This is a genomic window from Mycolicibacterium sarraceniae (assembly GCF_010731875.1).
GTDB lineage: Bacteria > Actinomycetota > Actinomycetes > Mycobacteriales > Mycobacteriaceae > Mycobacterium > Mycobacterium sarraceniae.
In genome coordinates this window covers 646,401-667,719 of sequence record NZ_AP022595.1, presented here as the reverse complement: position 1 = coordinate 667,719, position 21,319 = coordinate 646,401, and the positions used below count along the sequence as shown (strand labels likewise).

Below are 21,319 nucleotides of genomic sequence, written 5' to 3'. Positions count from 1 at the left end.
CGCTCACACCTCAACGATAGTTAAGGTGGCGGACCAGTTGTTACGGTGCTATCTGTGACTGCCACCGTGCTGGGCTCCAACTCCGAGGTCGGGACGCTGCGGGTCGTCATCTTGCACCGGCCCGGCGCTGAATTACAACGGCTGACGCCGCGTAACAACGACAAGCTGCTCTTCGATGGACTGCCCTGGGTGGCACGGGCACAGGAAGAACACGATGCGTTCGCCGATCTGCTGCGGTCGCGGGGCGTGGAAGTACTGCTGATGTCCGAGCTCCTGACCGAGGCGCTGAACAGCGGTGCGGCCCGGATGCAGGGGATCGCCGCGGCGGTAGATGCGCGTCGTCTGGGAATGCCACTGGCGCAGGAACTTTCGGCTCATTTGCGCGGTCTGGAGCCGGCCGCGCTGGCGCACGTCCTGACGGGGGGTATGACCTTCACCGAACTGCCCTCGGGGGCCAAGAGTGACACGTCGCTGGTGCGGCGCATGCATCACGGCGGCGATTTCGTCATCGAGCCGCTGCCCAATCTGTTGTTCACCCGCGACTCGTCGTTCTGGATAGGCCCGCGGGTGGCGATTACCTCGCTGGCGCTGCCGGCCCGGATCCGTGAAACTTCGCTGACCGATCTGATCTACGCCCACCACCCGCGTTTCCTCGGGGTGCGGCGCGCCTACGAATCGCAGATAGCGCCGGTCGAAGGCGGCGATGTTCTGCTGCTCTCGCCCGGAGTGGTGGCCGTCGGGGTAGGGGAGCGCACCACCCCGGCAGGCGCGGAAGCGCTGGCGCGCAGCCTATTCGACGACGGCCTGGCCCATACGGTGCTCGCCGTCCCGATCGCCCAGGAGCGCGCGCAGATGCACCTGGACACCGTCTGCACGATGGTCGACGTCGACGCGGTGGTGATGTATCCGGCGATCAGCGATTCGCTGTCAGCGTTCACCATCAAGCGCACCTCTGACGGGATCACGATCGCCGACGAGGCACCGTTCGTGAGGGCTGCGGCCGAGGCGATGGGAATCGAACGGCTGCGCGTCATCGACACCGGTCTGGATCCGGTGACCGCCGAACGTGAGCAATGGGATGACGGTAACAACACGCTGGCGTTGGCGCCCGGTGTCGTCGTTGCCTACGAGCGGAACTCCGAAACCAATGCCCGACTGCAGGATTCGGGTATCGAGGTGCTGCCTATCGGCGCCTCCGAGCTGGGTACCGGGCGCGGCGGCCCACGGTGCATGTCCTGTCCGGTGGCGCGGGATCCGCTGTGACCGAACTGCCCATCGATGGATGCCTGGCCGCCGGCGGCGCGGTCGGCTTTCGACGACAGTGACTGGTCGCGGGACGTGGCGCGGCGCGCGATCACGGTCGCCGAGGTGGGCGCTGCGGTCACTGGCACGCATGCCTCGCACCTGCAGGGCCCGATCAACGATCGCGCGTTGCCGGCCGACAGCGCTGAGACATATCCGTGGACAACCGATCTCGGTGAGGCGGCGCCGATGGGGATCGCCACCCGGCGGGAGCTGATACGCGAACCCTACGCCGCCCGAGGCCCCGTGGTGTGCCGCCAATATCGCTCGAATCATCGCTGAGCGCACTGACTTTCCGCCCGCTGTGATCAACAGCGTCACCTCGAGTATGAGCGGTGCACCTGGCGGGTGCGGCCCCGTGATTGGATCCACCGGTAAGTCAGAGGCCCAGCGGCCAGGTTCCGATGATGGTGCCCTCCTCAAGGCGAACCAGGTCTTGAGCCGTCAATCCCAATGACCGGCCGAGGATTTCGGTGTTGTCCTGGCCCAGCAGTGGGGCGGCGCTAGTCACGAAGTGGCCGGTGACCGGCGGCCGCGGGTAGGGCAGCGGGCCGCACAGCGGGTGGGTGACCGTCTGGAAGAAGCCCCGGGCCTGCAGCGCGGGATTGTCGATCACCTCGGGTGGTTGGACTACCGGCGCGGCGGGGATGCCCGCGGCGAGCAGCGTGGCGACGGCGGCGTCACGGGCCTGGGCCGCGAACCAGTCGGTAAGGTGACTGTCGATGGAGTCGGCGGCGTCCTCGCCGTAGACGAGGCTGTGGGCCCATACCGGTTGGCCGAGAACCTCTTTGAGGGCTTTCCAGTCGCGGTGGTGGCGAATGCTGACCGCGATCCACTGGTCGTCGCCCGCGCAGGCGTAGACGTTCTGTACGGCGAACTCGTGCCCACGATTACCCCGTCGCCTGAGTAGCACACCAGAGACATCACGCTCGATCACCTGCAGGGCGCTGGCGTTGAGCACCACGTCGATCATCGGCAGTTCGATCAGCTGGCCCTGCCCGGTCCGGCGCCGGTGTTCCAGCGCAGCGAGTGTGAGGAACGCGGCGTGCACCCCGGCCAGCGGGTCACACGCGCCGCGTGGCGCGGTGGGTAGTCCGTCGGGATACCCGGTGAGCCAGGCCAGTCCGGCGAGCTGTTCCATCGTCATCGCGAAGCCGACCCGGTCGCGCCACGGGCCGTCGAGCCCGAACCCGGGCATGCGGACCTCGATGATCTGCTCGTTGAGTTCGCGCAGCTGCTCGTAGCTCAGGCCGAAATTCTCCATCACCCGGGGGGTGAAGTTCTCGACCACCACATCGGCTCCCGCGACCATCCGGCCGAAAAGTCTTCTGCCTTCTTCGGATCCGAGATCCAGCGTGATCGAGCGCTTACCGGAGTTCACCCCGTGGAACACCCAGCTGTATTCCCACCACCGTTCGACGTCCTCGCGGAACCCGCCGGCGAAGCGCATCCCATCTGGGCGTTGCACCGATTCGATCTTCACCACCTCGGCGCCGAGCATTGCCAGCAGATGCGTCGCGGTCGGGCCCGCCCAGAACGCGGTCAGGTCCACGATACGGACGCCCGCGAGTGGCAGGCCCGTGCGCTGAGCCTTGGAATCACGCGGCTGCCAGGGGGACTCGGTGTCACCGAGAACCGGCGGCAGGGCCGGGGGCAGTGGGGGAGTGGCGCTCATCCGCCAGGGCGCGCGGGGCGCCCGGAAGCCGGCGGGATGGTCATCGAACGACTGCCTGTCGATGAAGTGATCCATGCCGTAAAGGGTTTCGCCGTTGCCGATCGCCGTCATCGGGATGCGGAACAGCGCCGCCAACTCGACGATCTCGTCGACGGTGTGTGTGGCGAAGAACTCCGCGGTGCGGGACCGGATGAGATCGCGCTGTTCCCAACGTCCGACCTGGAAGCGCAGCTCGGGGATGTCGGCCAGGTCGGCACAGCCGACCATCGCGCAGAAGTCCTGCCACTGCTGTCCGGTGGCCATCGAGATGCCGACATAACCGTCTTTGGCGCGTTCGACTGACGGCACTTCGGTGGAACGCCCGAGGACCTCCAGCAGCATCAATTCCTTGCGCAGCCAGGAGAACACCTGCATCGAGGTGGTCATGGCTTCCAGTACCGACAGGTCGAACGGCCCGCCGCCACGGTGGGCGGCGAGTGCGAAGAAGGCCCCGTAACTGCCGGCGATGAACTCGCCGAGGTCGCCGCCGACGGCGATCGGCGCACGATCCGGCTCGCCGCGCGACCCGGTGGATCCGCACCATCCCTGCAGGGTGAACTCGGTGGCGGGCATCTCGGCCCAAGGGCCGGTCCAGCCGAAGTCCGAGACCGTGATTACCTCAGTGCGCCCCGATATGTGGTCTCGATCCAGGCCAAGTGCGGCCGCTTCGTCGGGTGAGGCCCCGAGGATCACGATATCGGCCGCGTCGAGTAGGCCGCGGGGAACCGTCGCGCTGGTGATGCTGCGCTTACCGCCGGCCAGGAACGCAAAGAACGGGGCGTCACCTTCAGCGGCTGCGACACCGGCGGGGCGATAGTGCCGCAGCCGATGCCCAGCCGGCGGCTCCAGCATCACCACGTCCGCGCCGGCGTCGCGCAGGAGCTTGCCACAGTAGGCGGTGGCGATCCGGTCGCCGATTTCGAGCACCCGCATACCCGACAGCGGAGAAGCCATGGGGATCAAGCGATCTCGAAGTCGATCACGCCGCGGACCAGCTCACCACTTCGCAGGTCGTCGAACGCGGTGTTGATATCGCCGAGCCGGTGGCGGCAGGTGATCATCTCGTCCAGGTGCACTGGCAGCGCACCGGCCGGCGCCATGCCGGTCAGCACGCAGGTGCCGCCCTTACGGGTCAGATCCCGGACCAGAGCCACAGCGTCGGCGGCCCACACCGCGGTGTGCGCGGCACCGAATGCTGTCGCCGATTTGCGTTTGACCGACGAGCCGTAGCCGGTCGGGATCGCGCACGCCAGCAGCGCGGCGGGCACTAACGGGATGTCCGAATCGATCTTCACCAGCGGCAGTGCCCGCACACCGCGACGAACGACGTCACCACCTGGTCGCCGGGTCGCGCCATGACATTGTTCGGGATGTGGTCGTCGCAGTGGCAGGGCCCCGCGGCAGCCATCGGGATCAGCCACTTCGCCGGCGCGCGGCGGATCAAGCTCGAAGTCTTCACTAGACCAGGCGCCGCCCACCTCGCGGGCGAGGGCGGCGCGGCTTTTCATGGCCCTGACCTTACGGGGCGCCGGTATTCCCAGGTTCGCCGAGAGAGAAACGGGGCGCGCGCCCCGGTTAGTCGGGGTTACGTTTGCATGCGTGGCAATCAAACTTGGACTTCAGATCCCGAACTTCTCCTACGGCACCGGTGTCTCGGAGCTGTTCCCCACCGTGATCGCGCAGGCGCAGGAGGCCGAGGCGGCGGGCTTCGATTCCGTCTTCGTGATGGACCACTTCTATCAACTCCCCGGCCTGGGTGCCCCCGAGGAACCGATGCTGGAGGCCTATACGGCCCTGGGCGCGCTGGCCACGGCTACGCAGCGGGTGCAGCTGGGCACGCTGGTCACCGGTAACAGCTACCGCAACCCGACGCTGCTGGCCAAGGCGATCACCACCCTTGACGTCATCAGCCAGGGCCGCGCGATCCTGGGCATCGGCACCGGCTGGTTCCAGCTCGAGCACGACTCGCTGGGCTATGAATTCGGGACGTTCACCGACCGGTTCAAGAAGCTCGACGAGTCGCTGGAGATCATCCTGCCCATGCTCAAGGGCGAGCGCGTGACCGTGGACGGCCAGTACTACACAACCCATGAGGCATTCGCCAATCCCCGCTTCCGCGAACACATTCCACTGATGATCGGCGGCAGCGGGGAGAAAAAGACCATCCCGTTGGCCGCGAAGTACTTCGACCACCTCAACATCATCGCCGGTTTCGACGAGTTGCCCCGCAAGGTCCAGGTGGTCAAGGAGGCATGCGAGAAGATCGACCGCGACCCGGCGACCCTGGAAACCAGCGTGCTCGCGATCGCGATCATCGACGAGAACATCACGCCCGACATGATCCCGGACGAGTTCAAGCAGCAGGCCGTCTTCGGCAGCCCGGAGCAGATCGCCGACCAGATCAAGACCAAGGTGCTCGACGCCGGCGTCAGCGGTGTGATCCTCAGTGCGGCCACGATCAACGGCTACAAGCCCGGTGGTGTCACCGAGGTCGCCGAGCGGCTCAAGCCGATACTGGGCCTCTAGCGCCAGCTGGGCAGCCAGATCTCCATATTCCATGTCGACTGTGAGATCGGTAAACCGGTGAGCACCGGATACAGCCACGCGAAGTTGGTGATCACCAGCGCGACATAGGCACTCACCACGATGAGCCCGAGCGTTCGCCGTTCGGCGTTCTGGTTGGGCGCGTGCAGGATGTCGCCGAGGATCAGCGCGATCGCCATCACCAGGAACGGCGCCATCGGCACGGCATAGAAGAAGTACATCTGCCGGTCGATATCGGCGAACCAGGGCAGGAATCCCGCACCGTAGCCGGTGAGCACGACGGCGTACCGCCAGTCGCGGCGAATGAACGCCCGCCACAGCGCGTAGACCAACACCGGTACGGCCAGCCACCACATCGCCGGTGTGCCGACCAGCATCACGGCCTTCACACACGAGGCCCCGCCGCAGCCGGCCACGTTCTGGTTGTCGATGGCGTACAGCACCGGTCGCAGCGACATCGGCCACGTCCACGGCTTGGAGTCCCACGGATGGTGGTTGCCAGCAGAGTTCGTCAGCGTCGAGTGAAAGTGATACGCCTTGTAGGTGTAGTGCCACAGCGACCGGATCGCGTCCGGCGGCTGGAACCACTCCCGCTCACCGATCGACTGCCCGACCTCGTAGCGGTTGACGGCGGTCTCCGAGGAGAACCACGGCCCATACGAGGCCAGGTACACCGCGAACGGGATCAGCAGGAACACATACGCGGTCGGCCCGAGGTCGCGCCGGATCGCCCCGAACCACGGCCTGGGCACCCGGTAGGCACGCCGCGCGGCGATATCGAACGCCAGCGACATCGCACCGAAGAACACGATGTAGTACAGCCCCGACCATTTCGTCGCCAGCGCCAGGCCGAGGAGCACGCCGGCGCCGAAACGCCACCAGCGCACGCCGAGGCGCGGCCCCCACGGTGTCTCGGCGATGCGCCCGTCCAAGAGCACGTTGTGCATTCGCTCGCGCATCTGATCGCGGTCGACGATCAAGGCGCCGAACGCCGCGACCACGAACACCGTCAGGAAGCCGTCCAGTAAGGACGTGCGCGCCGCGACGAAGCTCACCCCGTCGGCGATCAGCAGCAGTCCGGCGATCGCGCCGATCAGCGTCGAGCGGGTGATCCGGCGGACGATGCGCACCACCAGCAGGACAAGCACCACACCGAACACCGCGCTGGTGAACCGCCAGCCCACGCCGCTGTAGCCGAACAGGGCCTCACCGAACGCGATGAGCTGCTTGCCCATCGGCGGGTGCACGACCAGCCCGAAGCCAGGATTGTCCTCGACGCCGTAGTTATGCAGCACCTGCCAGGCCTGCGGTGCGTAGTGCTTCTCGTCGAAGATCGGCGTGCCGGCGTCGGTCGGCGAGCCGAGGTTCATCAACCTGGTCAGCGCGGCCAGCGCGGTGATGATCGCGGTCGCCACCCAGCCCTCGATGCGGTCCAGCGGGCCGAAGTCAGCGACCGGCACCAGTGGGCCGGGGCTGATGACGGGCGAGTGACGCTGATGCGAATCCAGGTCGTCGGCGGTCGTGGTCATCGCTAGCGATCGTATTCTGTCCTGCATGGGCACCGGACGTCTGCTGCTCGGCGCCACGCCGTTGGGGCAGCCGGGCGACGCCTCGAAACGGCTGCTCGACGCCCTTGCCACCGCTGATGTGGTGGCCGCCGAGGACACCCGGCGGGTACGCACCCTGGCCCAGTCGCTGGGCGTGCGGATCGGCGGGCGGGTGGTCAGCCTGTTCGATCAGAATGAGGCGGCCCGAGTGCCCGCGCTCGTCGACGACATCAAAGCGGGCGCGACGGTCCTGATGGTCAGCGATGCGGGGATGCCGTTGATCAACGATCCCGGTTATCGGATGGTGGGAGCGTGCATCGAGGCGGACCTGCCGGTCTCCTGCCTGCCCGGGCCGTCTGCGGTGACCACCGCATTGGCGGTGTCCGGGCTGGCGTCCGACCGGTTCTGCTTCGAGGGGTTCGCGCCGCGCAAACAGTCCGCGCGGCGGGCCTGGCTGGCCGCGTTGGCCGCCGAACCCCGCACGTGGGTGTTCTTCGAATCGCCGCGGCGGCTGGCCGAGTGCCTGCACGACGCCATCGACGAGCTCGGGGGCGAGCGCCGTGCGGTGGTGTGCCGGGAGCTGACGAAGGTGCACGAGGAGATCCTGCGTGGCACGCTGGCCGAACTCGCGCAGTGGGCTGACCAGAAAGTGCTCGGCGAGATCACCGTGGTGCTCGCGGGCGCGGTGCCGACCACCGATCTGCCGACGCTGGTCGGTGAGGTCGAGGCGTTGGTGGCCGACGGGATGCGGGTCAAGGACGCCTGCGGTCAGGTGGTCGAGGCCCACCCGGGTGCGCCGTCGCGGCGGGACCTCTACGAGGCGGTGCTGCGGGCGCGCGAACTGTGAATCACGGCGGCGGCCTTGTGCAGGCACTCCTGCCATTCGGCTTGCGCGTCGGAGTCTGCGGTGATCCCGCCGCCGACACCGAGCACGGCCGCACCGTCGGCATCGAACTCCACGGTGCGGATCGCGACGTTCAGCTCGGTGCCCGCGATCGGGGACGCCATCCCGACCGTCCCGCAGTACACCCCGCGCCGCCGCGCCTCCCACTGTGAAAGCAGTTGACGGGCAGAGCCTTTCGGCGTACCGGTCACCGAAGCCGGTGGGAATGCCGCGGCCAGCACTGCCGCGTTGGGAATATCGCGGCGCACCGTGGCCGCTACCGTCGACACTAGATGCCACACGCCCGGTGCGGCGCGGACCGCCAGGAGTTCGGGGACGGTGACGGTTCCGGTGTCGGCCACCTGACCCAGATCGTTGCGCACCAGATCGACGATCATGATGTTTTCGGCGACATCCTTGGCCGAGGTCAGTAGTTCGGTAGGTGGGCGATGCAGCGGCAACGTGCCCTTGATCGGGCTGGACGTGACGTTATCGCCGACGCGGCGGATGAACAGCTCCGGTGACAGTGACGCCACCGCACCCCAGTCGCCGGCCAGATAGGCGGCCCGAGCCGGCGTGGTCCTGGCCACCGCATCGGCGAAGAACGCCAGTGTCGAACCACGCAGGATGCCGGCGAACTGGGTGCACACGCAAGCCTGGTAGACCTCACCGGCGCCGATCGCGGCCAGGCACTCCGCGACACCGGACTGGTGCCGTGCGAAATCGGGCTGTTGCCAATCGATTTCGTAGTCGTCGTAGGGCGGGGGATCTGACAGGGCGGCGCTCACCCACGCGGCTATCGGTGCGGCGGAGAGGCTTTCGTGCCACCAGCAGCCGTCGCGGTCCAGTCGGAGCACGCTGTCGGTCCACCCGCCTGCCGCCTCGGGGATTCGCGGTGGTGCACCGTCGGACGCCGCATCCGGGTAGGACAGATAACCGATCCAGCCGCCGCCGATCGCATCGCCGCGATCGCCAGGCGGTACCGCGAACGCCGCAGCGGGGGAGACCGCCGCCACCGGGACGGTGGGGGCGATCACCGCCGCTGAGCCAAACCAGTCGCCGGCCAGCGCGGCCGGAGGCGGCAGCCGGCGCGCAGCGGCGGCGCCGGCTACGGCGCGCAGCACTTCGGCGGCGGTGCCGAGGTCGCCGAGCCGGTCGATGCGCATCGCCATAGCCTGACGCCTGCGGCCAGCAGACGCAAAGGGGTCAGCGGCTGATCTCCCTGCGCACGGTGACGGCGGCGAGCTTCTCCGGATTGCGCATCGCGTAGAAGTTGGTGATCGTCCCGTCGGTGATCTCGATCGTCATCACCGATTCGGGCACCTCGCCGCGGTAGACCACCAGTGCCGGTGCGCCGTTGTAGTTCGCGGCCTCGATCCGGTATTCCGGTGTGGCCTGGCGAAACAGCCCGATGATGAACCTGGCGACCTTGTCGGGGCCAAGGACCGGGCGGCGGGCGGAGCTGGCCTTACCGTCGCTGTCGGAGGTGAACACCACGTCAGGTGCCAGCATGCCCATCAGGCCGTCCACATCACCGGTCGCGGCCGCCAGCAGGAACTGCATGGTGATCTGCTCGGACTGCTGCGGATCGAGCGGCTCGAACCGGCGCCGCCGCGCGTGCACGTGTTCGCGGGCGCGATGCGAGATCTGGCGTACCGCGGCCGTGGATTTGCCTACCGCGGCAGCGATCTCGTCGTGGCTGAAGCCGAACACCTCCCGCAGCACGAACACCGCGCGTTCGTCGGGCGTCAGCGTCTCCAGCACCACCAGCATGGCCATCGACACCGATTCGGCGAGCACCACGTCGGTGGCGGCATCGCGTTCGTCGAGCAGTAGTGGTTCGGGCAGCCACGGGCCGACGTAGTCCTCCCTGCGGCGGGCCTGCGAGCGCAGCGTGTTCAGCGCCTGACGGGTGACCAGCTGGGCCAGATAAGCCTTGGTATCCCGAACCTCATCCAAATCGACTGTCGCCCAGCGCAAATACCCGTCCTGCAAGACATCGTCGGCTTCGGTTGCCGAGCCGAGGATCTCATAGGCGATGGTGAACAGCAGTGGCCGCAGCAGGGTGAACCGTTCGGCGTGTTCATCTGCTGTGGTCACGGTGTCTGCGCCGCCGCGGGCACCGGCCGCTTGCCGCCGACCTTGATCCAGAAGTAGGACCCTGGCTTGCGCGCCTCTTTCCGCAGGAAACTGATCGTGCCTTTGCAGACCGCCTCTTTGATCGTCGCCGCGGTGCGCCCGCCGATGTACAGCGGTAGTGGGACGTCGTTGGTGCGGGCGATCTGGATGGTGGCGCTGGCGCGGCCCAGGCTGATGCACTGCCCGGTGAACGCCTGGCTGATCACGGCGGGCTGCTCGCCGGCGATACGGGCCAGCACGGTGTTGGCGGCTTGCGCACCCAGCGGCATCGCGGCCTGGCAGCTCATCCGCAGCGGCTGGTCCGAGGGTGCTGCGGCATCCCCGGCAGCCACAACTCGATCGTCGTCGGCGCTGGTCAGCGTCTCGTCGGTGAGCAGCCGGCCCACCGCATCGGTACGCAGCCCGGAGCGGGTCGCCAGATCGGGCACCCCGAATCCGGCGGTCCAGATCGTCACCGCGCTTGCCAGCCGGCGTCCATCCTCGAGCGTCACCGCGTCGGCGGCCACCGCGGTCGCCTTCGCCTGCGGCCCGTCGACGATCTCGACCCCGAGCTTGCGCAGCCGCTTGGCCACCGACCGGCGCCCCGGCGTGCTGAGGTACGGGCCGAGGACGGCGCCACACACCAGCGTGACGTTGCGGCCCAGCTCGGCCAGCTCGGCGGCGGTCTCGATACCGGTCGGGCCGGCGCCGACCACGCATACCGGCGCGTCGTTGTGCAGGTCGGCCAGTGCCGCGGTCAACCGCTGAGCCTCCTCGAGATCGGCGATGGGATAAGCGAATTCGTCGGCGCCGGGAACGGTTGGCTGAGCCGAACCGCTGCCGACGGCGTAGATGAGGTAGTCATACGGCAGCGGCTGGCCGCTGAACAGCTCCACTCGGCGCGCCTCGGCGTCGATGCGGGTGGCCGCGTCGACCACCAGCCTGATGCCGTCGCCGAGGATGTCGGCATAGGACACGGTGGCGTCGTCGGATCCGGTGATCAGCTGGTGCAACCGGATCCGTTCGACGAACTCGCGGCGGGGGTTGACCAGGGTTATGTCCACTCCCGCACGCAGCCGCAGATGGTTGGCGGCGATCACGCCGGCGTAGCCACCGCCGATCACCACAACCTGGGTTCGTTGCTCGGTCATCACATCTCTCCTTTGAGGTCGCTTGAGCGTGCTGACCTCGAGACACCAGCGCCGGTGTGGATGTGACGCCACGTGACGCAGTTCACTCGGGCGGCTGATACCTCGGGAACACCCCCGCCGGCGCCGGCAGCGCGGTGCCGGGGGCAATGCGCACCGCCACAGCGCCGAAATCGCGTGCGTCCGAGGGCTGCCCCAGCAGATTGAGCAGCGTGGCCGCGGACGTCGGCATCACCGGCTGCACAAGCAGCGCCGCGACCCGGACGACCTCCAGCGTCACGTAGAGCACCGTGCGGAAGCGCTCCTGATCGGCCGCCGCCTCGGACTTGCGCAGCACCCACGGTTCGTGCGCGGAGAAGTATCGGTTGGCCGCACCGAGCATCGCCCAGATAGCCTCGAGCCCAAGATGCATGGCGGGCACGTCGAAATACGCACGCACCCTGGGCAATAACGCGTCGGCGAGCGTCAGCAGCTCGCGATCGGCGTCGGTGAACTCACCCGGCTCGGGCACCGAAGCGTCGAGGTTCTTGTTGACCATCGACAGCGAGCGCTGTGCCAGGTTCCCGAACTCGTTGGCCAGATCGGCGTTGATCCGGCCGATGATCGCGTCCTCGCTATAGCTGCCGTCCTGCCCGAACGGCACCTCGCGCAGCAGGAAGTAGCGCACCTGGTCGAGCCCGAACGCATCGATCAGCGCGAAGGGGTCCACCACATTGCCGACCGACTTGCTCATCTTCTCGCCGCTGTTGAGCAGGAAGCCGTGCACGAAAACCCGTCGCGGTAGCTCGATGCCCGCCGACATCAGGAACGCGGGCCAGTACACGGTGTGGAACCTGATGATGTCCTTGCCGATCATGTGCAGATCGGCCGGCCAGTACTTGCGGAACGACTCGGAGTCGGTATCCGGGAAGCCGGCACCGGTGAGGTAGTTCGTCAGCGCGTCCACCCACACGTACATGACATGGTCGGGGTGCCCCGGTACGGGCACACCCCAGTCGAATGTGGTGCGCGAGATCGACAGGTCGCGAAGGCCGCCGGAGACGAAGCTGACGACCTCATTGCGGCGCACCTCGGGGGCGATGAATTCCGGGTGCGCCGAATAATGCGCGAGCAGGCGTTCGCCGTAGGCCGACAGCCGGAAGAAGTAGGTCTGCTCCTCGGTCCACGTCACGGGCGTGCCGGTTTCGATCGAGTACTTGTTGCCGTCGGTGCGCGTCTCGAGTTCGTCCTCGGTGAAGAAGCGCTCATCGCGTACCGAGTACCAGCCCGAGTAGGAGTCGAGATAGATGTCACCGGCGGCGTCCATCCGCTTCCAGATCTCGATCGACGCGTCGATGTGGTCGGCGTCGGTGGTCCGGATGAAACGGTCGAACGATGCCCCGAGCTTCTCCTGCATCGCCTGGAACGCATCGGAGTTCCGCCGCGCCAGGTCGGCGGTGGGAATGCCCTGCGCGGCGGCGGTTTGGGCCATCTTCAACCCGTGCTCGTCAGTCCCGGTCAGGTAGCGCACGTCGAAACCGTCGAGGCGTTTGAAGCGGGCGATCGCATCGGTCGCGATGTACTCGTACGCGTGCCCGATGTGCGGCGCACCGTTGGGGTACGCGATCGCGGTGGTGAGGTAGTACGGGGGCTTGGTCATATCGGTTTTCACCCTAAGGTGTAGGGCATGAGTGGCCGCGGGAAGAGGGGGGAGCCACCCCCACCACCTCCTGCGCTGACGCCGTTGATCGACGCTCACACGCACCTGGATGCCTGCGGCGCCCGCGACGCCGATGACGTGCACGCGATTCTCGACCGGGCGCAGACCGTCGGGGTGGTGGCCGCGGTGACCATCGCCGACGACCTCGACGCCGCCCGCTGGGCCGCGCAGGCCGCCACCTGGGACCCGCGGGTCTACGCCGCGGTCGCATTGCACCCGACCCGCGCCGACGCACTGACCGACGATGCTCGCGCCGAACTGGAACGGCTGGCCGGGCAGCCCCGGGTGGTGGCGATCGGGGAGACCGGAATGGACCTGTACTGGCCGGGCAAGCTCGACGGGTGCGCCGTGCCTTCGGCTCAGCGGGAATCCTTCGCCTGGCATATCGACCTGGCCAAGCGCACCGGTAAACCGCTGATGATCCACAACCGCGACGCCGACGCCGAGGTGCTCGACGTGCTGCGTGCCGAGGGCGCTCCAGAGACCGTCATCTTTCACTGTTTCTCCTCCGGCCCGGAGATGGCACGCGCCTGCGTAGACGCCGGCTGGGTGCTGAGTCTGTCCGGCACGGTCAGCTTCAAGAACGCCCGTGAGCTGCGGGAGGCGGCGACATTGATTCCGCCGGATCAGCTCCTGGTGGAGACCGACGCCCCATTTCTGACCCCGCACCCCTATCGTGGGGAGCCCAATGAGCCGTACTGCCTGCCCTACACTGTGCGGGCGCTTGCAGAGGTCGTCGATCGGCCGGCAGAGTTGCTGGCAGCGCAGTCATCGGCGACTGCGCGACGGGTCTACGGTCTCTAAGGGTCTGTTGAGAGCCTTGGGCCCGGGTTGCTCCGGCCCCGCCTGGTTCGTTACCTTCTTGTGATCAAAGGGGGCCAAAGCGGGCCCCTCGTTTCATGTAGTGCCTAGGCGGGACCGAGAACTTTTGAATGCGTTGACCAAGCTCCACCAGTCGCCATCACCGATCCTTCGTCTCCTCGTCGCTGCCGTTCTGCTCACGCTGGCCGGCGCGGGTGTGTTCGCGGTGATCTCCGAGAAGACCGTCACGCTGAACGTCGACGGCGCCCAGCTGAAGGTCAGCACGATGAAGTCGCGCGTGATCGACGTCATCGAGGAGAACGGCTACTCCGTCGGCGATCGTGACGACCTCTTCCCGGGTGCCAACCAGTCGGTGAACGACGCCGAGACGATCGTGCTGCGGCGCAGTCGCCCGCTGCAGATCTCGCTGGACGGCAAGGATTCCAAGCAGGTGTGGACCACCGCGTCGACCGTGGACGAGGCCCTGGCCCAGTTGCGGATGACCGACACCGCACCGGCCGCGGCCTCGCGCGGCAGCCGGCTGCCCCTGGAGGGCATGGCCCTTCCCGTGGTCAGCGCCAAAACGGTGCAGATCAACGACGGCGGCATGGTGAGCACGGTCCACCTGGCCGCCCCGAACGTCGCCGGTCTGCTGGCCGCCGCAGGCGTGCCGCTGGAGCAGGCCGATTCGGTGGTGCCCGCGGCGTCCTCGCCGGTGATCGCCGGGATGCAGATCCAGGTGACCCGGACTCGGGTCGAGAAGGTCACCCAACAGGTGCCTCTGATCCCGGTGGCCCAGCGGATCGAGGACCCGACCATGAATATGAGCCGTCAGGTCGTTCAAGATCCCGGTACACCCGGACTGCAAGACGTGACTTTTGCTGTTGCGACGGTCAACGGAGTGGAAACCGGACGACTACCCGTTGCTAGTACCGTCATCGTCCCGGCACGTGATTCGGTTCTGCGGGTAGGCGCCAAGCCGGGCACTGAGGTACCTCAGGTGCTGAACGGGCCCATTTGGGATGCCATTTCCAGGTGCGAAGCAGGTGGGAACTGGGCGATCAACACCGGCAACGGCTACTACGGCGGTGTGCAATTTGATCAACACACCTGGGAAAGAAACGGCGGGCTGCGCTATGCTAGCCGCGCCGATCTGGCGACAAGAGAAGAACAGATCGCAATTGCTGAAGTAACGCGTTCGCGACAAGGCTGGGGAGCGTGGCCCGTGTGCGGTAGAGGTTCATCGTGACAATTCGTCTATTGGGACGTACCGAGATCAGAAATCTTGCGAAAGAGCTCGATTTCAAGCCGCGTAAATCTCTCGGTCAGAATTTTGTGCACGACGCCAATACGGTGCGCCGTATTGTCTCGGCGTCTGGCATTAACAAGCATGACCACGTGTTGGAAGTGGGGCCGGGTCTGGGCTCGCTGACGTTGGCGTTGCTGGATCGTGGCGCCACCGTGAGCGCCATCGAGATCGATCCTGTGCTGGCCGCGCGTCTGCCTAAGACGGTTGCCGAGCACTCGCACAGCGAGATCCACCGGCTGACCGTGCTCAACCGGGACATCCTGGGCATCGAGCGCGACGATATGGCTGAGCAGCCCACCGCGGTGGTGGCCAACCTGCCGTACAACATCGCCGTGCCCGCGCTGCTGCACCTGCTGGCCGAGTTCCCGTCGATCCGGACCGTGATGGTGATGGTCCAGGCCGAGGTGGCCGAGCGGCTGACGGCTGAGCCCGGTGGCAAGGACTATGGCGTGCCCAGCGTCAAGGTGCGGTTCTTCGGCAAGGTCCGCCGCTACGGCATGGTGTCGCCGACGGTGTTCTGGCCCATTCCGCGGGTGTACTCGGGACTGGTCCGAATCGATCGGCACGAGGTATCGCCGTGGCCGGAGGACGAAGGCTTCCGCGAGAAGGTGTTCGAGCTGATCGATATCGCCTTCGCGCAGCGTCGGAAAACCGCCCGCAATGCATTCCTGGAATGGGCCGGCACAGGTAACGAGTCCGCCGAGCGCCTGCTGGCCGCCAGCATCGATCCCGCCCGTCGTGGGGAGACGCTGACGGTGGCCGATTTCGTCCGGCTGCTGCAGCGCTCGGCCGACTTCCCGAGCTCGGCCGATTCCTACGATGGCCAGTCGCGGCCCGCTCAGGTGTTCTGAGCGCTCCAGCGCACCACGTCGGTGAGTTGACGCACCCGCTCGGTGCATGACGGATACCTGCGGTCCGGGTCTTTCGCGATTGCCCTGGCTATGACCATGTCGAATAATCTTGGCAGCCAGGCGATCTGGCGTGAGACCTCCGGTGGCGGCAGGTGCAGGTGTGCATCGATAAGCGCCAGTGGATCGTCAGCGGTGAATGGCGTTGCGCCGGTGATTAATTCGAATGCCGGCAATCGGGTCGCGTTGCCGCCGTCGACATACTGCATCGTCATCCAGTGCTCACCGTGGTCCTAGATCGCGACGATATGGCGGTGCCGCGGGCGATCTGTGATCCGGAATTCCCTGGCCAGTCTCACGGTGCCTACGTGATCGCGGTGCTGGGAGTCGAGCACCTTGAGCGCGACCAGGCGATGCGGCTGATCCGCATTGACCCTAGGTTCGTGGGACTGCGACGGGCGGGGGAATCGCTGGCGGCGCGATAGTCTCGTCGGGTGCCCCCATCCAACGGCTCCGCCGCGTCCGAATGGGTGGCGACCGGGTCGGTGACCGTACGCGTACCGGGCAAGGTCAACCTGTACCTGGAGGTCGGCGATCGCCGAGCCGACGGCTATCACGAAGTGGCCACTGTCTTTCACGCCGTATCGCTGGTCGACGAGGTGACGGTGCGTAATGCCGACGTCCTGTCGCTGCGGGTGGTGGGGGAGGGCGCCGAGGATCTGCCTGTCGACGAGCGCAACATCGCCTGGCAGGCGGCCTACCTGATGGCTGAGCACGTCGGGCACGCACCCGATGTCGAGATCACCATCGAGAAGTCGATCCCGGTGGCCGGCGGAATGGCCGGCGGCAGCGCCGACGCCGCGGCCGTGCTGGTGGCCATGAACAACCTGTGGGAGCTGGGCGTGCCGCGCCGCGACCTTCACGGCCTGGCCGCGAAGCTGGGCAGCGATGTCCCGTTCGCACTGCACGGCGGCACGGCCTTGGGCACCGGACGCGGGGAAGAGCTGGCGACGGTTCTGGCCCGCAGCACGTTTCACTGGGTGCTGGCCTTCGGTCAGGGCGGATTGTCGACGGCGGCGGTCTACACAGAGATCGACCGGCTGCGTGAGACCGGGGATCCGCCCCGGCTCACCGACCCCGAGCCACTTCTGGGCGCACTGGCCGGCGGTAATCCCCGCGAGCTGGCCGCGCTGCTGGGTAACGATCTGCAGGCAGCCGCATTGAGCCTCAATCCGGGGCTGCGCCGGACCCTGCGGGCCGGCGCGGAGGCGGGGGCGCTGGCTGGCATCGTGTCCGGATCGGGCCCGACGTGCGCGTTCCTATGCGAATCGGCGGCTGCCGCGGTGGATGTCGGTACCGAACTGGCGGGTGCCGATGTATGCCGCACCGTGCGAGTGGCCAGTGGCCCGGTCCACGGCGCCCGCATCGTCTCCAGCTGATGCCGTGCTTCACACTGTGACGCGCTTCTCATTACCGCCGAGGACTTGGCAGTAACTTAAGGGGAGTTTAAGATGGTCCGCGGTGATGACTAGCGGCCTAGCACTGCATACGTGCTTCTCGCCCACCCCGGTTCGGGGCGGGCGATGGTCCGGCGGTACCGCTGTTGTTCCGTTCCATCACCATTTTGAGACCGAACCGCTCCCCAGTCGTACTGGCGCGCCGTCTATGCAGCGCGTTGCGGCAGGTGGAGCATGAATTTGACGTCGCTGATCAGCCAGCTCCGGATGCCGAGGAGGTCGTCGTGAGCCGTTTCACCGACAAGATGTTCCACAGTGCCTTGACCAGCAGCAAGGGCATGGTCACTGGGGAACCGAACGAGCCGGTGCGGCACACCTGGTGGGAAGTGCACGAACGTGCGCGTCGCATTGCGGGTGGCCTGGAAGCCGCGGGTATCGGCCTCGGTGACGCCGTCGGCGTGCTGGCCGGTGCTCCGGTGGAGATCGCGCCGACCGCTCAGGCGCTGTGGATGCGTGGCGCGAGCCTGACGATGCTGCACCAGCCCACCCCGCGCACCGATCTCGAGCAGTGGGCCAAGGACACCGCCACCGTCATCGACATGATCGAGGCCAAGGCCGTCGTCGTCTCCGACCCTTTCCTGGTCGCGGTACCGGTGCTCGAGGAGCGCGGCGTGAAGGTGCTCACGGTGGAGGCACTGCTGGCCGCCGAGCCCATCGACCCGATCGAGACCTCCGAAGACGATGTCGCGCTGATGCAGCTGACGTCGGGGTCGACCGGGTCGCCCAAGGCCGTGATCATCACCCACCGCAACATCCACTCCAACGCGGAGGCGATGTTCATCGGCGCCAAGTACGACATCGAAAACGATGTCATGGTCAGCTGGCTGCCCTGCTTCCATGACATGGGCATGGTCGGCTTCCTCACCATCCCGATGTACTTCGGTGCCGAGCTGGTCAAGGTCACCCCGATGGACTTCCTACGCGACACACTGCTGTGGGCCAAGCTCATCGACAAGTACAAGGGCACCATGACCGCGGCGCCGAACTTCGCGTATGCGTTGTTCGCCAAGCGGTTGCGCCGCCAGGCCAAGCCCGGCGAGTTCGATCTGTCCACCCTGCGGTTTGCCCTGTCCGGGGCCGAGCCGGTCGAGCCCGCCGATGTCGAGGACCTGCTCGACGCCGGTAAGCCGTTCGGGCTGCGGGATTCAGCGATCCTGCCCGCCTACGGCATGGCAGAGACCACCCTGGCGGTGTCATTCTCCGAATGCGACGCCGGCCTGGTGGTCGATGAGGTCGACGCCGATCTGCTGGCCGCCCTGCGGCGCGCGGTGCCCGCCGCCAAGGGCAACACCCGCCGCCTGGCCACGCTGGGACCGCTCCTGACCGACCTCGAGGCGCGCATCGTCGACGAGGACGGCAACGTGTTGCCGGCTCGCGGCGTGGGCATCATCGAGCTGCGCGGTGAGTCGCTGACCCCGGGCTACATCACGATGGGCGGCTTCGTGCCCGCCCAGGACGAGCACGGCTGGTACGACACCGGCGATCTCGGCTACCTGCTGGAGAACGGCCACGTCGTGGTGTGCGGCCGGGTCAAGGACGTCATCATCATGGCCGGCCGCAATATCTACCCGACCGATATCGAGCGGGCCGCCAGCCGCGTCGAAGGGGTGCGCCCCGGGTGTGCGGTCGCGGTGCGCCTCGATGCCGGCCACTCCCGCGAGACGTTCGCGGTGGCGGTCGAATCCAACGCGTGGCAGGACCCCGCCGCGGTGCGACGTATCGAGCATGAGGTGGCCCACGAGGTGGTCGCCGAGGTTGACGTTCGGCCGCGCAATGTCGTGGTTCTCGGGCCGGGCACCATCCCGAAGACCCCGTCGGGCAAGCTGCGTCGGGCCAACTCGGTCGCGCTAGTCACCTAAGCGCGGCAGCTGGTCTCCATGGCGCACGTGCCCGACGCCTCGGGGATGAGCAGAACCGGGGTGCTCGTGTGGGCCACGACGGCCGCGGCGACACTGCCCTGAAGGTGGCCGAGCACCCCGTTGCGGCGATGCGGGCCGAGCACGATCATGCTCGCCCCGTGCGCGTCGGCGGCTTCGACGATGCCCTTCCAGGTGGGCGACGCCTCGATCGCCACGCTGCACGACCGGAAGCCGGCCTCGTCGGCCAGCGCCGCCCCGTGCGCGGCCGTCCGCTCGGCGGCCAGGCGCACCTGGCTGGCCCGGTCGGCGTCGAACGGTGCGTTGTCGCGCGGGGTGAAGCCCACGTCGACGGGCTGCCATACGCAGGCGACGACGACGTCACGAGGTGAAAGTTGTTCCGCGGCTTTGGTTATCGCATGATCCGCCAGCGCCGACCCGTCATAGGCGAACAGGATGGGGCCGGTCGCGGCGAGCGGGTGGCCATGCGGTGCCGGTGCGGTGCGTGGTGTGCCGACCGGCGATGCCGACGGCAGCCCGCGCAGCCGCGCCAACAGTGGCGGCGAGTACCAGGCGGGGGAGTCACCGTCGAGGAACTCGTCGAGATCCGGAGTCTGAGGCCGCGCCCCGCTCAGCGCGTAGACCGCGACGCCGAACACCGCACCGGCAATGGCGAGTGCGAACCCGACCCAGAGTGCGACACCGGTGCCTTCCAGAAGGTCGCCGGAATAATGGGTCGCCAGATGGGCGAAGATCGGGGCCACCATGAAAGCTGCAACCGCTCGCAGCAATTCGATGATCGCGAACACCCGCTGCAGACTGTTGGACTGCAGCGAGAACCCGGCGACGAACAATGCCGGCGCGACGGTGGCGCCCAGCGCCAGACCCGTCAGGGCCGAACCGAGAAGCGCCAGCGGCACATTCGCGGGAAGCGACGCCCGGAACACCGCGATGCCGGCCGCCAGCAGGATCATGCCGACCAGCGGTAGGTAGTGCATGGCACGGCGCGAGATGACGATGCCGAACACCACCGCCATGACGAGCGCGCCGCCCAGCTCGGGCAGGTACAACAGGCCGACCTCGACGGCGCTGAAGTGCTGCATGAAGACGGCCGCGGTCAAGACGGTCGCCGCCACCGAGGCGGCCGCCGCGAACAGGGCCACCCCGACGCCGGCGACCGGGATCGCGCTCGTCATCATCGTGCGGATCGTGAGCAGCGGCCGTCGTGCCCGGAACTGGTAGACGACCAGTGCCACGATCAGGGCCAGGCCGCCGAACATCGGTCCGGTCACTGCCACATCGGAGATCTCGTGGCTGGTCAGTTGCGCGGCGCCGACGAATGCGGCCGTACAACCCACGGCGGCCAATGCGATCGCTGTCAGATCCCACGGGGCGTCGCGATCGGCAGGCGGGGCATCGTCGAACGTCAGCGCGGCGAGGATGAGCGCGAGCACGGCGATCGCCGCGACGATCCAGAACAACGGCCGCCAGGCGTGTGCTGAAGCCTGCACACCGCCGACGAACGGCCCGAGGGCCACCGCCCCGAACACGCACATGTTCATGATCACCGCGGTGTTGCGGAGCTTGTCTCGCGGGAATCCGATCGTGAGCGGCGGTGCGGCGGCGATCAACAGCATGCTCGTCGCCAAGCCTTGCAGGACGTGGCCGGCGATGAACGTCGGTGCATTGGGCGCGGCGGCTGCGGTCACCGACCCGATCACGAGCACGACCGCGTACCCGAGCAGCATGCGTCGCTGGGGCAGGTGCTGGGCGAACTGCACTGCGAGCACCGTGCCAACGGCGTAGGCCGCGTTGCCCAGCCCGGAGCTCAGGGCCATGGTCTGGGTGGTCATGTGCAGCTGCGCGGAGATGATCGGCACCAGCGGATCGATCGCGGCCGAGAGCGCAAGGTAAGGAATGAGGGCGAGAGTGACCATCGCGGCCACCGCCGGGTAGCGCCCTGCCAGTGGGCCTTGGCGCATCAGCGTTGTCCTCTAAGCATGGTCGCAAATAACGTTACATAGGTAACCAAT

18 protein-coding genes and 1 pseudogene are annotated in these 21,319 nt (G+C 67.3%); 10 read left to right on the top strand and 9 right to left on the bottom strand.

Annotated elements, in window-relative coordinates; genetic code table 11:
- The first annotated feature begins 54 nt into the window (after nt 1-54).
- Nucleotides 55-1,263: an arginine deiminase gene (gene arcA / locus G6N13_RS03445; RefSeq protein ID WP_163694819.1), complete on the top strand. Its 1,209-nt coding sequence runs from the start codon at nt 55-57 to the stop codon at nt 1,261-1,263.
- A gap of 15 nt (nt 1,264-1,278) precedes the next feature.
- Nucleotides 1,279-1,584, top strand: coding sequence for a hypothetical protein (locus G6N13_RS03440; RefSeq protein ID WP_163694818.1), 306 nt, complete (start codon nt 1,279-1,281; stop codon nt 1,582-1,584).
- Between the two features lie 97 nt (nt 1,585-1,681).
- Here the strand turns inward: G6N13_RS03440 and G6N13_RS03435 are convergent, their stop codons facing one another.
- Both G6N13_RS03435 and G6N13_RS03430 read right to left on the bottom strand, forming a co-directional pair.
- Nucleotides 1,682-3,970, bottom strand: a complete 2,289-nt coding sequence (locus G6N13_RS03435) for a CaiB/BaiF CoA-transferase family protein (protein WP_163694817.1) — start codon at nt 3,968-3,970, stop codon at nt 1,682-1,684.
- 5 nt (nt 3,971-3,975) lie between these two features.
- Nucleotides 3,976-4,524 (bottom strand): annotated as a pseudogene (locus G6N13_RS03430) (hypothetical protein).
- 91 nt (nt 4,525-4,615) lie between these two features.
- Here G6N13_RS03430 and G6N13_RS03425 point away from each other — a divergent pair.
- The gene (locus tag G6N13_RS03425) at nt 4,616-5,542 is read left to right on the top strand and encodes an LLM class F420-dependent oxidoreductase (RefSeq protein ID WP_163694816.1); all 927 of its coding nucleotides are present in this window, start codon (nt 4,616-4,618) and stop codon (nt 5,540-5,542) included.
- Here the strand turns inward: G6N13_RS03425 and G6N13_RS03420 are convergent.
- Nucleotides 5,539-7,089, bottom strand: a complete 1,551-nt coding sequence (locus G6N13_RS03420; RefSeq protein WP_163694815.1) for a dolichyl-phosphate-mannose--protein mannosyltransferase — start codon at nt 7,087-7,089, stop codon at nt 5,539-5,541. The genes G6N13_RS03425 and G6N13_RS03420 overlap by 4 nt on opposite strands.
- A gap of 25 nt (nt 7,090-7,114) precedes the next feature.
- On the opposite strand from G6N13_RS03420, the gene rsmI reads away from it, so the two are divergent.
- On the top strand, nt 7,115-7,954 hold the full coding sequence (rsmI, locus tag G6N13_RS03415; protein WP_163694814.1) for a 16S rRNA (cytidine(1402)-2'-O)-methyltransferase: 840 nt from the start codon (nt 7,115-7,117) through the stop codon (nt 7,952-7,954).
- Here the strand turns inward: rsmI and G6N13_RS03410 are convergent.
- The 4 genes from G6N13_RS03410 to metG form a co-directional block, all read right to left on the bottom strand.
- The gene (locus tag G6N13_RS03410) at nt 7,921-9,156 is read right to left on the bottom strand and encodes an aminodeoxychorismate synthase component I (RefSeq protein ID WP_163694813.1); all 1,236 of its coding nucleotides are present in this window, start codon (nt 9,154-9,156) and stop codon (nt 7,921-7,923) included. The genes rsmI and G6N13_RS03410 overlap by 34 nt on opposite strands.
- 40 nt (nt 9,157-9,196) lie before the next feature.
- Nucleotides 9,197-10,090: an RNA polymerase sigma-70 factor gene (locus G6N13_RS03405; RefSeq protein WP_163694812.1), complete on the bottom strand. Its 894-nt coding sequence runs from the start codon at nt 10,088-10,090 to the stop codon at nt 9,197-9,199.
- Nucleotides 10,087-11,259 carry an NAD(P)/FAD-dependent oxidoreductase gene (locus G6N13_RS03400; RefSeq protein ID WP_163694811.1) on the bottom strand — a complete coding sequence of 391 codons (1,173 nt, stop codon included), beginning with the start codon at nt 11,257-11,259 and terminating at the stop codon, nt 10,087-10,089. Before G6N13_RS03400 ends, G6N13_RS03405 begins: the two co-directional genes overlap by 4 nt.
- An 82-nt stretch (nt 11,260-11,341) precedes the next feature.
- The gene (gene metG / locus G6N13_RS03395) at nt 11,342-12,895 is read right to left on the bottom strand and encodes a methionine--tRNA ligase (protein WP_163694810.1); all 1,554 of its coding nucleotides are present in this window, start codon (nt 12,893-12,895) and stop codon (nt 11,342-11,344) included.
- A 27-nt stretch (nt 12,896-12,922) separates the two neighbouring features.
- Between metG and G6N13_RS03390 the strand changes: the two genes are divergently transcribed.
- The 3 genes from G6N13_RS03390 to rsmA all read left to right on the top strand — a co-directional run bounded on the left by G6N13_RS03390 (nt 12,923) and on the right by rsmA (nt 15,916).
- Complete coding sequence (locus tag G6N13_RS03390) at nt 12,923-13,759, top strand: TatD family hydrolase (protein WP_163694809.1); 837 nt, start codon at nt 12,923-12,925, stop codon at nt 13,757-13,759.
- 124 nt (nt 13,760-13,883) lie between these two features.
- Nucleotides 13,884-15,005 (top strand): resuscitation-promoting factor, encoded by a 1,122-nt coding sequence (locus G6N13_RS03385; RefSeq protein WP_163694808.1) that lies wholly within the window; start codon nt 13,884-13,886, stop codon nt 15,003-15,005.
- Nucleotides 15,002-15,916 carry a 16S rRNA (adenine(1518)-N(6)/adenine(1519)-N(6))-dimethyltransferase RsmA gene (gene rsmA / locus G6N13_RS03380; RefSeq protein WP_163694807.1) on the top strand — a complete coding sequence of 305 codons (915 nt, stop codon included), beginning with the start codon at nt 15,002-15,004 and terminating at the stop codon, nt 15,914-15,916. Before G6N13_RS03385 ends, rsmA begins: the two co-directional genes overlap by 4 nt.
- Here the strand turns inward: rsmA and G6N13_RS03375 are convergent.
- Complete coding sequence (locus tag G6N13_RS03375) at nt 15,904-16,188, bottom strand: hypothetical protein (protein ID WP_163694806.1); 285 nt, start codon at nt 16,186-16,188, stop codon at nt 15,904-15,906. The genes rsmA and G6N13_RS03375 overlap by 13 nt on opposite strands.
- Before the next feature lie 3 nt (nt 16,189-16,191).
- On the opposite strand from G6N13_RS03375, the gene G6N13_RS03370 reads away from it, so the two are divergent.
- From G6N13_RS03370 to G6N13_RS03360, 3 genes are all read left to right on the top strand, one after another.
- On the top strand, nt 16,192-16,398 hold the full coding sequence (locus G6N13_RS03370; RefSeq protein ID WP_163694805.1) for a hypothetical protein: 207 nt from the start codon (nt 16,192-16,194) through the stop codon (nt 16,396-16,398).
- 9 nt (nt 16,399-16,407) lie between these two features.
- On the top strand, nt 16,408-17,352 hold the full coding sequence (locus G6N13_RS03365; RefSeq protein WP_163694804.1) for a 4-(cytidine 5'-diphospho)-2-C-methyl-D-erythritol kinase: 945 nt from the start codon (nt 16,408-16,410) through the stop codon (nt 17,350-17,352).
- A 302-nt stretch (nt 17,353-17,654) separates the two neighbouring features.
- Nucleotides 17,655-19,289 carry a fatty acyl-AMP ligase gene (locus tag G6N13_RS03360; RefSeq protein ID WP_163694803.1) on the top strand — a complete coding sequence of 545 codons (1,635 nt, stop codon included), beginning with the start codon at nt 17,655-17,657 and terminating at the stop codon, nt 19,287-19,289.
- Here G6N13_RS03360 and G6N13_RS03355 read toward each other — a convergent pair.
- Entirely contained in the window at nt 19,286-21,268 is a 1,983-nt protein-coding gene (locus G6N13_RS03355; protein WP_163694802.1) for a universal stress protein, read from the bottom strand. The genes G6N13_RS03360 and G6N13_RS03355 overlap by 4 nt on opposite strands.
- Nucleotides 21,269-21,319 lie beyond the last annotated feature (51 nt).